Annotated in this window: 12 protein-coding genes and 1 tRNA gene; 6 read left to right on the top strand and 7 right to left on the bottom strand. The window is 49.6% G+C overall.

Annotation, left to right across the window (positions count from 1 at the left end; translation table 11 throughout):
• Nucleotides 1-90: 90 nt before the first annotated feature.
• Nucleotides 91-441: a hypothetical protein gene (locus GS601_RS06410; RefSeq protein WP_162422451.1), complete on the bottom strand. Its 351-nt coding sequence runs from the start codon at nucleotides 439-441 to the stop codon at nucleotides 91-93.
• Nucleotides 442-586: 145 nt separating this feature from the next.
• Here GS601_RS06410 and GS601_RS06415 point away from each other — a divergent pair, with 145 nt between their 5' ends.
• Nucleotides 587-820, top strand: a complete 234-nt coding sequence (locus GS601_RS06415) for a helix-turn-helix domain-containing protein (protein ID WP_162422452.1) — start codon at nucleotides 587-589, stop codon at nucleotides 818-820.
• 81 nt (nucleotides 821-901) lie between these two features.
• Entirely contained in the window at nucleotides 902-1519 is a 618-nt protein-coding gene (locus GS601_RS06420; RefSeq protein ID WP_162422453.1) for a Uma2 family endonuclease, read from the top strand.
• A gap of 372 nt (nucleotides 1520-1891) precedes the next feature.
• Here GS601_RS06420 and GS601_RS06425 read toward each other — a convergent pair.
• Nucleotides 1892-1964: transfer RNA gene (locus tag GS601_RS06425), tRNA-Val, on the bottom strand.
• 85 nt (nucleotides 1965-2049) lie between these two features.
• Here GS601_RS06425 and GS601_RS06430 point away from each other — a divergent pair.
• From GS601_RS06430 to GS601_RS06440, 3 genes are all read left to right on the top strand, one after another.
• Complete coding sequence (locus tag GS601_RS06430; protein WP_162422454.1) at nucleotides 2050-2598, top strand: metal-binding protein; 549 nt, start codon at nucleotides 2050-2052, stop codon at nucleotides 2596-2598.
• A gap of 37 nt (nucleotides 2599-2635) precedes the next feature.
• Nucleotides 2636-3478 carry a nucleoside triphosphate pyrophosphohydrolase gene (mazG, locus tag GS601_RS06435; protein ID WP_274381946.1) on the top strand — a complete coding sequence of 281 codons (843 nt, stop codon included), beginning with the start codon at nucleotides 2636-2638 and terminating at the stop codon, nucleotides 3476-3478.
• Nucleotides 3479-3814: 336 nt separating this feature from the next.
• Nucleotides 3815-6451 (top strand): adenylate/guanylate cyclase domain-containing protein, encoded by a 2637-nt coding sequence (locus tag GS601_RS06440; protein WP_162422456.1) that lies wholly within the window; start codon nucleotides 3815-3817, stop codon nucleotides 6449-6451.
• A 77-nt stretch (nucleotides 6452-6528) separates the two neighbouring features.
• Here GS601_RS06440 and GS601_RS06445 read toward each other — a convergent pair whose 3' ends face one another.
• The 5 genes from GS601_RS06445 to GS601_RS06465 form a co-directional block, all read right to left on the bottom strand.
• Nucleotides 6529-7107: a hypothetical protein gene (locus GS601_RS06445; protein WP_238393119.1), complete on the bottom strand. Its 579-nt coding sequence runs from the start codon at nucleotides 7105-7107 to the stop codon at nucleotides 6529-6531.
• A gap of 480 nt (nucleotides 7108-7587) precedes the next feature.
• On the bottom strand, nucleotides 7588-10755 hold the full coding sequence (locus GS601_RS06450) for a valine--tRNA ligase (RefSeq protein ID WP_162422457.1): 3168 nt from the start codon (nucleotides 10753-10755) through the stop codon (nucleotides 7588-7590).
• Nucleotides 10756-10771: 16 nt separating this feature from the next.
• Nucleotides 10772-10918 (bottom strand): hypothetical protein, encoded by a 147-nt coding sequence (locus tag GS601_RS06455; RefSeq protein ID WP_162422458.1) that lies wholly within the window; start codon nucleotides 10916-10918, stop codon nucleotides 10772-10774.
• A complete protein-coding gene (locus tag GS601_RS06460; RefSeq protein WP_162422459.1) occupies nucleotides 10918-11370 on the bottom strand; it encodes a hypothetical protein in 453 nt (150 codons plus the stop codon). The genes GS601_RS06455 and GS601_RS06460 overlap by 1 nt, the downstream gene beginning before the upstream one ends.
• A 107-nt stretch (nucleotides 11371-11477) precedes the next feature.
• Complete coding sequence (locus GS601_RS06465) at nucleotides 11478-12482, bottom strand: phosphoribulokinase (RefSeq protein WP_162422460.1); 1005 nt, start codon at nucleotides 12480-12482, stop codon at nucleotides 11478-11480.
• A gap of 626 nt (nucleotides 12483-13108) precedes the next feature.
• On the opposite strand from GS601_RS06465, the gene petH reads away from it, so the two are divergent.
• Nucleotides 13109-14350, top strand: a complete 1242-nt coding sequence (petH, locus tag GS601_RS06470) for a ferredoxin--NADP reductase (protein ID WP_162422461.1) — start codon at nucleotides 13109-13111, stop codon at nucleotides 14348-14350.
• Nucleotides 14351-14697: the final 347 nt, after the last annotated feature.

Genomic DNA, 14697 nt, shown 5'->3' on the forward strand with positions numbered 1-14697 from the left:
TCGAAGGAATTTTACAACTCTTTCAAACGTAGTCTCAGCTTTCTTTTTGCGCTACCTTCCGTTCGTCGAACTCACGTCTGCTTAATGCCACTACCAAGGCTTTCCCATCATGGACGCTAACCACGATGCCAACTCCCAGCGATCGCGGGAATGCTCGGACAGTGCCCCTAAAAGCAACTGCAACCCTAATTCGACCTTGCCTGCTTTAGAGTCAGTCACACGACAAATCGCAGAAGGGTCGGAGTAATAGGCGTTCACTCCGGTCATCCATCGCTTACTCGCTAAGTCTTCGCGAGTGCCTGAGAGATACTCTACATACCCTTTTGGGGCATCTGTAGAGCAGCTTGGAAGATAATAGACGTAAGACTCTAATCGAGTTTCGCCGTTGGACGAAAGGAGCTTTTTGCGGTTGAATCTGCCGTTTTGCTTCGATACCCTCAATATAGTCCGATAAATCGGTAGTGTTTACAGTTAAGTAATACTGACTTCTGATAAACAATGCGACGAAAGATAAGTAATATCGACTTATCGTACTACTCCCAAATGAGTAATACCGACTCATGCAAAACAAATGTAAATTGGGGGCATGACAGTGAAGAACACAATCAAGGCATTTATAGAGAAACGCGGTATCACTGTGTATCGCTTTCGGAAGGACGTAGGCGTTGCTCAAAGTACCGCTTACGACTTGGTGAACAATTCTGGCAGGATTCCCAACGCTGATGTGTTGGACAAGATTTGTACAGCCTATGAAATCCAGCCAGGAGAAATTATTGAATGGATTCCTGCGGCACGGAGAATTGAGACCAAATCGCCATGAATATCATTGTCATTTCAGATCAGAAACTCGAATCGTTTTAGAGAAATTTGGAAGCGAACGACTCCCAGAGGAAGACAGCCAATGATTCAGACTCTCCCACAGCCCATCAGTTTCAATGAATTCATCGCTTGGTATCCAGAGAACTCAGAATCTCGCTACGAGTTGCATCGAGGAGCGATCGTTGAAATGCCAAAACCCAGAGGCAAGCATTCACAAGTTGCAGGCTTCATCAGTGGTGAGGCATTTTTAGAAATTCGTCGTCTAAGCCTTCCGTACTTCATTCCCAAGGAATGCGTGGTTCGCTCTGTCGATGGCGAATCAGGTTACAAACCCGATGTGATTGTGTTGGATGAAACTGCGATCGCTTCTGAACCACACTGGGAAAAATCATCTGTGATCGAGCATGGATATTCCATTCGGCTCATCGTCAAAGTGGTAAGTACCAATTGGCGCGATGATTATTTCGCTAAGTTTGGGGAATATGAAGCGCTAGGCATTCCCGAATACTGGATGGTTGATTACGCTGCTCTAGGCGGTAGATGGTTCATCGGCAATCCTAAGCAACCGACGCTTTCAGTCTGTGAGCTAATTGACGGGGAATATGAGATTCGCCAGTTTCGAGGCAGCGATCGCCTCATCTCGCCAACGTTTCCAGAGTTGCAGTTGACCGCAGAACAAGTTTTTGTAGCAGGGCAATAGGAGAACCAATCGCCATGAGCACTAAGACCACATTGGAACGAACTTTAGAAACACTCGTTGAACTGGTAGATCTCGCTCGTAAGCAGTCAAACACGAACTTTGGGACGCTGGCATCCTCGATCGAGGCTCTCAGAAGGCAGAGACATTCGCAACGTCTCGACAGGCGATCGCCCTACTTGGGAATATCACATCCCGAATTGCAGGAAGGCTTTAGGTCGCTACTTTCAGAACCTAAAGGCTGTTGACTAAGAAACATCTCAGCTAAACAAATCACTATGCGGCAAAGTTGCAATCAGTGACTTGCCGCGTTTTACTGTGGCTTAAGCTAGGGCTGATTTAGGGCTAGCATTTAATCTAACTTTCAAAAACTGATGGGCAGTGAGGGACTCGAACCCGCGACATCCTGCTTGTAAGGCAGGCGCTCTACCAACTGAGCTAACCGCCCGCTTGCTTGCGCTTAGCTAATATAGCAAACTATTGAGCGAGAATCAATTATTCATTACACCTCAAATTGCCCTCTAGCATCGCCCATGCCTTCCGGTCGCACTCACGATAGCATCACCCTATGGAGCCTGCCGATGGTGGCAGGGGTCGCCTTCAGCCTCACCAGGAACGGGAATCTGACATTACTGGTATCGGGTAGCTTTCTGTTTAGCGGACTCATGTTTGGTCCTGACCTTGATATTTATTCGCAGCAATATAAGCGATGGGGCATTTTGCGCTGGATGTGGCTCCCCTACCGCAACAGTATGCGGCATCGATCGCTACTCTCCCATGGGTTTTTGGTGGGCACTGTTGGGCGACTCATCTATCTCGTAGCGTGGATCGCAGTGGTGGGGAGTGGGGCTATTTTGGTGGGCGCGATCGCACAACAACTGCTCCACACCACCCCCCATTGGCAGATTCCTGCACAACAACATTTCGGGGGCAGTACGCAGCTAGCGTTGCAAATTATACAAAACCATCCTCAAGAGTTTCTAGCGATCGCGGTTGGATGTGAATTGGGGGCAATGAGCCACAGTCTGAGCGATTGGATTGGTTCTGCGATAAAGCGGCGGAAGAAACAAACGAAACGCTGAAGAAGCGCTACAGTATGAAAGTTCGTTTTCCAGGTGCATGATGAGCGATCGCCCTTCATCCCCGACTCCCCTAGAGACATTGCAGCAGCTAATTGATGTTGTCGCACGCCTGCGAGACCCCCAAGAGGGCTGCCCATGGGATCGGGCACAAACACCTCAAACTTTGATTCCTTACGTGATTGAAGAAGCGTATGAGGTGGTTGATGCCCTTCGTCATGGGGACAAAGATGCGATCGCAGATGAGTTGGGAGATCTGTTACTGCAAGTTGTCCTACAGGCTCAAATTGCCAAAGACCAGGGACAGTTTGATATAGCAGTCATAGCGCAAAAAATTACAGAAAAACTGATTCGTCGTCATCCTCATGTGTTCTCTGATTTTGAGGCTCAGACGATTGATGAAGTGCATCAAAATTGGGAGCAAATTAAAGATACTGAGAATCCAACAGAGGCGCAGTTAAGTCATAAGCTAAAGCGCTATGCGCGATCGCTGCCGCCGTTGATGGCAGGCATGAAAATTTCTCGGAAAGCTGCGAAAGCCGGGTTTGAGTGGAAAACAATAGATGGCGTCTGGGATAAGTTTGATGAGGAATTAGCTGAGTTTAAACACGCGCTAGACTACGAAAGTAAAGAGAATCAACAGGCGGAATTAGGAGATCTGTTATTCACAGTAATTAATTTGGCACGGTGGGCAGGTCTCGACCCAGCAGAGGCGCTGCAAGGGACAAATGAGCGATTTATTCAACGGCTGATGGTCATGGAAGAGGCAGCTAATCGTCCGTTGTCAGAATATTCATTGGATGAATTAGAAGCTTTTTGGCAACAGGCAAAACTTAAAATCGCCAGTTCGGTTTCTGCTCAAGAAAAGACAGGAAAACGTTAAAGCACAATCATCAAATCGAAGATTTTTCTGCCGCGTCCACTCGACACAAGGGTATACGCTCAAAGGGTAAATACTCACTTGATGCAATTCATGCTGCTGAATCCCTTGAGCATACAGGGCATATTTACTAAATTTTCAGTACCTTTTAGCCGAAACTTGCAAAAAACTTTCCAGCTATCATCGCGCAGCTAAAGTAGCTGTGTCACCTCAGATTGAGTAGATTCGCTCGGTTACCCTTCAACCTAAACGTGCGCTCATCAGGAGATTCCTAGGTCTTTCGGCAAAAAGGGTTGCGGTTCGGGGAACCCTGAACGCAGGACGTAGCCAGAATCCCGTATGAACCCTGCATCTTCGCATCTGCCTGATTCATCTCTCATCAGCCCTGTTGCAAAAGTTTCCGTGTTAGAAGCGGCAGACTTTGACCGGGGTGACGCTATCGAGGTGCAGTCTTCAGCCTTGGTGAAACCGAGTAGTGGCTTGGCGTCTCCTAAAGGCAAGTTTGCCTCTTTTCTTGCACCGTTGACCCAAGACAAGTTCAAAGAGGTCGTCCACGATGTTGAAGATAAACTTCAGATCGTTAACCAAACCCTATCCATGCTGGATATGCAAGGGTTTGACACGATTTTAGAAGAAATGCTCACCTCGATCACAGCAAAAACTGGAGAGTTGCTCAACGCCGATCGCACCACCATTTATTTGCTTGATGAAGAAAAGCACGAACTTTATACCACGATCGCATCGAGCAATGGCGGGCGGGCGATCGAGATCCGATTTCCTGCTGATCAGGGCATAGCCGGAGAAGTAGCGACGTTCAAGCGCCCGGTTAATATTCCCTACGACTTTTTTGATGACCCGCGATCGGCGCAAGCCAAGATTCAGTATAAGAAAACTGGCTATCGAACCTACACGATGCTGACGTTGCCGCTGCTGACAGACGAAGGCGCGCTAGTTGCCGTTGTGCAGTTGATTAACAAACTGAGATCAAAGCGCGATCGCAGTGAGCATCGCGCCATCAATGGTTCCCTCCCTCTAGCCGATCGCATCCATTCAGAAGGCTTTACTGCCTACGATGAGCAGCTTTTTAAAGAATTTGCTCCCTCGATTCGGCTGATTTTAGAATCCTCGCGATCGTTCTACATCGCCACGCAAAAACAACGGGCGGCGAATGCGCTGATCAAAGCCACTCAATCATTAAGCCAAAGCAGTCTGGATTTAGATGACACCCTCAAACGGGTGATGGATGAAGCCAAGCAGTTGATGAACGCCGATCGCAGCACCCTGTGGTTAATTGATCGCGATCGCAACGAAATTTGGACGCGGATTGCCTTGTCTGCCGACACGTACAAAGAATTGCGGTTGCCCATTGGGGTTGGGTTTGCAGGGCAAGTCGCCGCGACAGGAGAAGTGATTAACCTTGCCTTTGATTTGTATGATCATGAGGGCGCAGAAACCGCTAAGCAAACCGACAAAGCCAACGGCTATCGGACGTGTAGCCTTCTTTGTATGCCAGTTTGCAATGCCGACGGAGAGCTAATCGGCGTCACTCAACTGGTCAACAAAACCAAGCAGGGGGAATTTTTTGCCTACGATCCTCAAACCTGGCCTGACGCCCCTGAGCAATGGAAATCGAGCTTTAACCGCAGCGATCAAGAATTTATGGAAACCTTCAACATTCAGGCAGGGGTAGCACTTCAGAATGCTCGCCTATTTGAAACCGTGAAGCAGCAGGAACAAATGCAGCGAGATATCTTGCGATCGCTCTCCAACGGTGTCATTTCTACCGACAAGGAAGGCACCATCATTGCTGCCAACGACAGCGCGAAAAAGCTCCTCGGCTTAAACGGCGATGACCTGATTGAGGGACGTGCGATCGCAGACCTGATCACCATTGAGAAAGGCAACTTTGCGGCATGGTGCCGGATAGCGTTAGAGGCACGAAACCAGAATCAGTACTATCCCGATCAGACGTTACAGCCCGTGCGCGGAGAAGAGCAGCACAGCATTAATTTGTCGATCAATACGATCGCCGATGCCAACGATAGCCAGAAAGTTTCTGGTGCCCTGATCGTGATGGACGATATTAGCGACGAAAAGCGGCTCAAAAGCACCATGTACCGCTATATGACTCAAGAGCTAGCCGAACAGTTGCTAGAAAATCCTGATGCTGCCAAAATGGGCGGCGATCGCAAAGAGGTCTCTGTCCTATTTTCCGACATCCGCAGCTACACGACCCTCACCGAAACCCTCAAAGCTGAAGAAGTCGTAGAAATGCTGAATCAGTATTTTGAATCGATGGTTGAAGCCGTGTTTATGCATAAGGGCATTCTCGATAAGTACATCGGCGACGCCATTATGGCAGTCTTCGGCTCTCCGTTGCCGTTAGACGATCATGAATGGATGGCGGTTAAAACGGCGGTGGAAATGCGGCGGCGGCTCGCGATCTTCAACACTCAACGTGCGGCTCGCAATCAGCAGGTCATCAACATCGGCATTGGCATTAACTCCGATACGGTGATTAGCGGCAACATCGGCTGTAGCAAACGGATGGAATTTACCGCGATCGGGGATGGCGTCAATCTGGGGTCTCGCCTCGAAAGCGCCAGCAAAATTTATGGCACTGACATTGTGATCAGCGAAAGTACGTATCGCCCCTGTGCCGATCGGGTTTGGGCACGAGAACTCGATTTCATCACGGTGAAAGGCAAGACTCGACCCGTTGCAGTGTATGAGCTAGTGGGGCTAAAAACCGATGCGATCGCAGATCAAAAGCAAGCTGTGATTGAGCATTATCACAAGGCACGAGAACATTACCTCAATCGCAAATTTGCCTTTGCCGTCGCCGAATTTGCCACTGTTTTAGAAATCGATCATCATGACAAAGCCGCAGCACTTCACATGGAGCGCTGCCAACATTGGCTCAAAAATCCGCCGACCGATGAATGGGATGGGGCTTGGGTACTCACGGAAAAATAGGCGGATGCTGGTTGAAAGCATCATAGAGCTAGGGTAGGCAAGCGACCTACCACAACAGCATTTGAGTAATTTACCCCTTAATCTTGCGGTTTGGTTTGAGGTGCGATCGCGCCTAGCTGCTGCTTCTGACAGTTCAAATCATCTTCTAAAGCATGAATTTGAGCCTGGCGAGTCTCAATATCTTGGAGGCGCTGATCCAGGTCTTGAGTTTGCAGCTTTGCCTGATCGGTTAACAGTTCTAGCTCTTTTTTCTGGCGCTTCAGGTCTTCTTCAAGGTCTTGAATTTGCTCACGCCGCGCCTCAAGCTCTAGAGTACGCCGCTCAAGTTCCTGACTTTGCAGCGTTAGAGACTGCCTCCACTGTTCTGCCCGTTCGGTTTCTTGCTGCAAAAATGTAGGCGTAATGCCGTAGCTGAGATACTTTTGAACCAGTTCTAGCACCCAATCCGTTGCTTCGTTGATGCTGACAACCTGGTGACTGCTCGAAAGCTCAACCAACACCAAGAGATTGTCACCATAAATAGCGGCTTCGGCAGAGAGAATAATGTCTTGCTCTGGTTCCAATGTCCAGACATGTTCAGATCTTTGAGACGCCAGCAAGCGCAAGCCTGCCTTACCTAAATAGCCTTTCTTTTGAACTTGAGCCAAGTGCAGCATTGCTATTTTCTCTACTCGTCTCGAAGGGGAAACATGATGGAATTGACCGTATGAGCGGGTTCAAGCAAATAGGGGAGGATGGGATCTGTGAGGCTCAAGCCGGGTTGCCCAGATGACTCCTCACCGCAGCTACCATACCTTTCTCCCCCCATAGACCAAAATCCGAAAGAATACTGATCCAAAAGGTATTATTGGTTGAAGACGCAATGGAATTCAGGGTTTTCGCTGAATTTCAGTGTTGAGGTTCATTTTGGTATCTTGGTGCAGTTGTAGGGCAATCACGCTCAGCGAATTGACTTTAATATTACAGTTTGCTACACAAAAGTATAGCTTTTTCGGACTTCAACACAGTGTTGGGCTTTCCGAACGGATTAAATCCTTACATACGTCCTCACATACGTAAAGAGCCGTTCAAGAAGAGCCTCTCTAGCCGCGAGTTCGCAAGCTAGGGTGTTGTCTTTAGTCTTACAACCGCTAGTATCACAGCCGCCCAAGCTTGCTTCGCAAAATTTCGGCTTGGGTTTCGGCTTCGGCTAGAGCATTTCGGGCACTCTGCACTACCTCTGCCGGAGCTTTATCGACAAATTTTGGATTGCTCAATCGTCCGCCAAGCGCCTGAATTTCAGCGTCTAGTTTCTTCAAGTCTTTTTCAGTCTTAGCGCGCAGTGCATCTAGGTCAACCAAGCCAGCTAGGGGAATAGCAACCTGCACAGTTCCAACAACGCCCACGATTGTTTGTGAGTTTGTTTGTGAGTTTGCGGGCTGAGTCTGCGTTGGCGATCGCTGTTCTTCTGGCGCGTGAGAACCCTCCTGCCCTAGAACAGGCGTCACCTCTAGCGTGTGAGCTTCTCCAATGACCTCTACTGTAAACTGCTGAATTTGCCCATAGAGCCGTTGGCGATCGCGGGTTCTCAACAGGCGGTGATAGCTAAACCACCCTGAGTATCCAATGCCAATGATCTCTAAAACTGGAGCCAGCAGGGGAATTTCATGAACGGCGGTCAAAACCGAGGCGAACACCTTGAGTGCAATCAAGATGAAAACGATCAGCCCGACCGATAAAATCGGCTTCTGATGCTTGGCAAGAAAATTGCCTGTAGCGTCTAACGCCGTTCCTAAGACTGATTTGGCGTCTTCTAGAGGAGTTGCTTTTGTTGAGGGATTGGCACTAAAGGTGGGAGCATCTGTTTGGGCGGAAATGGTGAGGTGCTCTACCTTCGCCAGACTTTGAATATAAGACTGACCTGCTGCGAGAATCTGGCGTTCGCGATCGCTCTCGGTCTGCAAGTTTGCCACAATTTTGACGCCCGGTTTGATATCCGCCTCAGCCCGCAGATTTCGGATCGTCCGAATGGTGTCAATAATTAACCCAAATTGCTGCTCTAAGTTGGCATCGATCAGCGCAGCATTAGGACTTGGGAAGGGTTGCACCGCTAAGCTGTCTCCTGAGGCTTCGCTGGTTTGGGTTAAGGTATGCCAAATCTCTTCGGTGATGTGGGGCATGAAGGGATGCATTAGTTTTAGCGTCCCTTCTAACACGTGGGCTAAGGTTTGCTGAGCCGTGAGCCGCGATGTGGGGTTGTTGCCTTGCAGCCGAGACTTTGCCAACTCAATATACCAGTCACACAGATCGCCCCAAAAGAACTCGTAGAGCAGCTTTGCCGCTTCGCCTAACCCATACTGATCGATTGCGCCCCGAATATCACGGGTGACTTGGTGAAAGCGAGACAAAATCCAGCGATCGCTTAGCTCCAGCTTATCTGCATCCGGGTCGCCCAACTGCTTCGGCGATTTGCCGTCTAGATTCATTAAGACAAATCGAGACGCATTCCAAATCTTGTTGGTAAAGTTTCGCGCTGCCTCCACCGATTCAGATTCATCGGTCTTGCGATCGTAGGCAAGGCGAATATCTTGTCCTGCCCCCGTCACTTCCCGAACCAGGGTATAGCGCAAGGCGTCGGTGCCATATTTATCGATCAAAATCAGAGGATCGATGCCGTTGTTAGACGATTTCGACATCTTCTTATTATTCTCATCGCGCACCAGCCCGTGAATATAAACATCCTTAAATGGCATTTGTCCGGTAAAGTGTCCTGCCATCAGGGTCATCCGCGCCACCCAGAAAAAGATAATGTCAAACCCGGTCACCAGGGTTGCGGTTGGGTAATAGCGTTGGAAGTCGGCGGCGGTTTCGTCAGACCAGCCGAGGGTCGAGAACGGCCATAACCCAGAGGAAAACCAGGTATCTAAAACATCGGGATCTTGCTGTAACTGAACCCCTTCACCAAACATAGCGATCGCGCCTTTTCTGGCTTCGGCTTCACTGCGAGCCACCACAAACGGCGTTGTGTCTGTAATCTCTCCCTGGGTTTCGCTCACCGCATACCACGCCGGAATCTGGTGCCCCCACCATAGCTGCCGCGAAATACACCAATCTTTTAAGTTCACGAGCCAATCGCGATACACCTTTGCCCAGCGATCGGGGACGAATTGCGGAGCGCTTTGATCGTCAAGGGCGCTCAGGGCACGGCTAGAAAGAGGAGCGATTTTGACAAACCACTGAGTTGAGATCAAAGGTTCAATCGGGACTTTGCCGCGATCGCTATAGGGAACCGTGTGCCTATAGCCTTCAATCTTCACGAGGAAGCCTTCTTCCTCCATTTTCTTTACCACATTCTTCCGCGCCACAAAGCGATCTTGTCCCTCAAACTCTCCCGCTTTCTCGTTGAGAGACCCGTCTTTGTTCATGATGCTGATGAAGTCTAAGTGATGCCGCATCCCCATCTCAAAATCGTTGGGATCGTGGGCAGGCGTCACCTTCACACACCCGGTTCCAAAACTTGGATCAACCGCTTCATCCGCAATGATCGGAATTTCTCGCTGCATCAACGGCAAAATCAGAGTTTGACCGATTAGATGTTTATAGCGATCGTCGTTGGGATTCACCGCCACCGCCGTATCACCTAGCATCGTCTCTGGGCGAGTGGTGGCAACTTCTACAAACTCATTTCCCTGCGCCAAGGGATACCGAAAATGCCACAGATGCCCATCCACTTCCTGGTTTTCCACTTCCAAGTCGGAAACGGCTGATTGACTTGCAGGGCACCAGTTCACCAGGTATTTGCCGCGATAAATCAGCCCTTCTGTATACAGTTTGTTAAACGCTTCGAGAACGGCATTCGACAGTCCTTCATCCATGGTGAAGCGCTCTCGCGACCAGTCTACCGATACCCCTAATCGGCGGAGTTGATTGCTAATCGTGCCTCCCGATTCAGCTTTCCACTGCCATGCCCGTTCTAGATAGGCGTCGCGTCCCAACTCAAAGCGGGTTTTGCCCTCTGCGTTGAGTTGCTTCTCTAGAATGGTGCTGACTCCAATACTCGCGTGATCGGTGCCCGGAAGCCACAGCGTGTTGTCCCCCACCATGCGGTGATAGCGAACCAACACATCAATCAGCGAACTTTCAAAGGCATGCCCCATGTGGAGGCTTCCCGTTACGTTGGGCGGCGGAATGACGATGCAGTAAGGATCGCCAGGCTTGTTGGGGTCTGCCTTAAACACCTGTTTGTCTTCCCAAAACTTTTGCCACTTCGATTCGGTCGTGGTCGGATCATATTGACTCGACAGCGTAGGGAGGGTTGCAGTCATGGGAGAACTAGAAATACTAGAGGGGCTTATTTGCCATGATAAACGCTTCTGCACAAACCACGGCAGCAGCACGGGCTTCAGTGATAAATTTGGCGTTAAAAATGGGTGTTTCCGCTAAGAAACACCCATCCTGTCCTCTTCGGTTGAGAGGAACGCGAGGCATCAGTCGAGGTAGCCCATCATTGCAGGGGCATCATCAACCGTGTTGGAAAAAATTGGACGATTGGCGAGCACCATTTCTGCATTGATTAGGGCTGGGTTGCTCACTAAAATAGGACGATGCCCTGGCATCTCTACGTCGTCAATGAATTTTTCATCGTCAAAAAAGATCGGGCGGCTCCCCATCATTTCAGCAATGCGGAGATGGCTGGAGGTAATCGGGCGATTTGTGCCTAGCGTACCCACCACATCCAGATGGCTGGCACCGATCGGGCGGATTCCGGCAGATTGGATGGTTCCGACCACTTCTAGATCGCTGGGCATAATTGGGCTAGTCACGATCGCAGCTAACGTGTTTCGATCGTTGCGATCGCGAAGCTGAATGACACCGTTTCTGTCGGTTTTTTCATCGCCTTTTTCAGGGGTGGCATTGATCACTTCTTCTTTTGCACTCATGGGGTTCACCTCAAACGATTCAACACCGTCACTGTAGAAAATTGTTTATTTATGATGGAATGAAAACCTTGAAGAGCCGCGATCGCAGCCCCAAGGTCTCCGTATCGTTACACACTCGCCGCAATCTTTGCTTCAGTTTTGGTCAACCGCTCATAGGTTGCCCGCATTTTCAAGCCGGTTAGCACCTGCCACAGCCCCGTACCGTTGTTGGAACCAGGATACTCGCGGTGTTGCAGCAACAGTTCGGTTAACTCCCCGTTGTAGTTGGCAGAGGTCGCACTCAAGTGCTGCTCGATATAGATCACCTCTTCCAGCAGATCAAACTGACCATCTACTTCCAAGATCGACACGCTGTGACCATAGTATTCATCAGGTCCGTAGTGCATCTTGATGCCGGGATAAGAGCAGGTCAACTTGCGACCGCACGGCACCCAATCGATCGTCGAACCTTCGTCAAATAAGTACGCTGGCTCAAACCCTTGCACGTTATCGCGCTGGATCATCTGCACCCGTAACACTCTGCGCTCTTTGTCATCTTTAATAAGCTGCGTCGGCATCACGCGAATAACCACGTCCGCGTGCCCTTTTTGCGGATCGATATAGGCATCAAAATCAGGTTTACGAGAATTGATGGCCGCGAGAACATCGTTATAGCTATGACCACGCTCTGCCATGTCGCGCTGAATTTTCCAGGCGATCTTTACCTCGTCGGTGATATCGAGATAGACGCTGAAATCTAGTAGCCCTCGCACGCGCTCATCGTATAACGGATGCAATCCTTCGATGACAATCACATGATTTGGCTCGATCACTTCAGGGGGATCAATTTCTCCGGTTTCGTGGTTATAAATTGGCTTTTTGATACTTTCGCCACTCTTAAGGGCTTTGATCTGCTCATACATTAGATCAAAGTTGTTGGCTCTTGGATCAAGAGCGGTAATACCCGTTTCTTTACGTTGTTTCCGATCCAGACTGTGGTAATCGTCGAGGCAAATGACTGTGACGAAATCTTCCCCGAACAAATCTGTGATTCGGCGCAGAAACGTGGACTTACCGCACCCGGAGTCTCCGGCGACGCCAATCAAAACCACGCGGTCTGGCTTACTGGTCATGGGTTTCCTCTTAAATAAAACGTGAGCTACAAACAGGTGGGAGGGGCAGCCAAACGGGGGCTGTCGATAAAGCTTCATCCCAAGCAGGGTAGAACGCCATTTGCCTACGATTCGCGCAAAGCGCAACCCCGTAGAAACCGCCTACACCAGCCAGAACCGGCAGACTGCGCTTTCTTGCTCGAAAGATTGATTTACTCTTCTCGCAAAAAGGTGCCTTGCAAGCAGCCAGGGATGGCTCAAGGCGACGCATTAAGTATTTATACTACCTGCTAAGAATGATTCTACCAAAACACGATCCCGTCCACAAGATTTGTGGCAATGAAAGATCGATGAGGGGATAAGCATTAGAGATTTGAGGGATGGGATGGGGCAAGAATTTTGTGAATATTAATTTGAACTTTACAATTAAAGCGATCGCACTGTCCAGAAGCTCTGTAGAGTAATGACGAGAGCACCTTCTGCACAGCCGTGCTTTTCGGGTTTAGTCTGGTCGTGTCGTAGAATACCGTTTGGGGCATGGGTTGTCTTGCAGCTTGTGATCCCCCGCTAGGGGCGGTGCAGATTTGTTTGAAAGCACACCATGCAGCACAATTACAAGTTAGGTTAGGTCGGAGAAATTCATAGCAATGTACAAATCGAGCGCGTCGGGTGCTGCTAACTCTCTTTCTGGCAGCCGCATGTTTCGTTATGAAGTGGTAGGTCTACGCCAAAACTCAACCACCGAGCAACAGAATTATCCTATTCGGCGAAGTGGCAGCACGTATCTCACAGTTTCCTACGATCGCATGAGCGAGGCCATGCAACGCATTACCCGCATGGGCGGGAAAATTGTCAGCATTCAGCCGTTAGAGGCAAATGGCGCTTCTGCTGAAAACGTTACCGTTGGACAGACCCCACCTGTGGCTAAGCAGGAAACTGTTCAGAAAGGCACATCACCAGGAGAAAAAAGTAAGCCAATGACTCAAGCAAAGGCTAAAACTGATGTCCCCGTTAACATTTACCGACCCAACGCGCCCTATGTTGGAAAATGCACATCCAACGAAGAATTGGTCGCTGAAGGTGGCATTGGGACAGTGCGCCATCTCATCTTTGATATTTCGGGCGGCGATCTGCGCTATCTAGAAGGGCAGAGCATCGGAATTATTCCTCCAGGAACCGATAAAAATGGCAAGCCAGAGAAGCTCAGGCTCTACTCGATCGCCTCTACTCGCCATGGCGACGCAGTAGACGATAAGACCGTTTCGCTCTGCGTTCGCCAGTTGGAGTATAAGCACCCAGAAACGGGGGAGATCGTGTATGGGGTGTGCTCGACCTATCTGTGCGGCTTGAAGCCTGGCGACGATGTGAAAATCACCGGTCCAACCGGTAAGGAAATGCTGTTGCCAGAAGATCTTGATGCAAACATTATCATGATGGCAACTGGCACCGGGATCGCGCCGATGCGGGCCTATCTCTGGCGGCAGTTCAAAGATAATGAAAAAGCTGCCAACCCTGACTACCAGTTCAAAGGGTTTTCTTGGTTGATTTTTGGCATTCCAACCTCGGCAAATATTCTCTACAAGAGTGAGCTAGAGGAAATTCAGGCGAAGTTTCCAGATCACTTCCGGCTCACCAATGCGATTAGCCGTGAGCAGAAAAATAAAGATGGCGGCAGAATGTACATCCAAGACCGGGTGGCTGAACACGCGGCAGAGCTTTGGGAGATGATGCAAAGTGAGAAAACTCACACTTACATCTGTGGTCTCAAGGGGATGGAAGATGGGATTGATGCAGCCCTCGCTGTAGAAGCTGAGAAAGCGGGTGTGGTATGGAAGGAGTTCCGCAGCGCTATGAAAAAAGCGGGTCGCTGGCACGTCGAGACGTACTAATCGCGACTAGTAGATTGTCAACTTTGAGTTGAGGGGTGAGAGGGTAGAGGGGTAGATGGAGATACTACCCATCCACTCATCTACTCATTGATTCCCAGTCCATCATTTCAATCTTGACAGACCCCTAGTGGTGTTGGAACAGTCAGTTTAGACCGGGCAGAACGGCGCAGGTTTTGCCTGGTTTTTTGATGGTTGCGCTGATGTAGTTGAGTTGAGAAGCACTCTAAAACACTGCATTGTCAGTAACTCCAACGATGCGCTCAAACAGAGTCAGCGCGATCGCAGAAACTGCACCCCTTTGCTCACATGACCAACAGCTTGCACAATCAACGGAACCCACTCTCACC

The organism is Myxacorys almedinensis A (assembly GCF_010091945.1).
GTDB lineage: Bacteria > Cyanobacteriota > Cyanobacteriia > Leptolyngbyales > Leptolyngbyaceae > Myxacorys > Myxacorys almedinensis.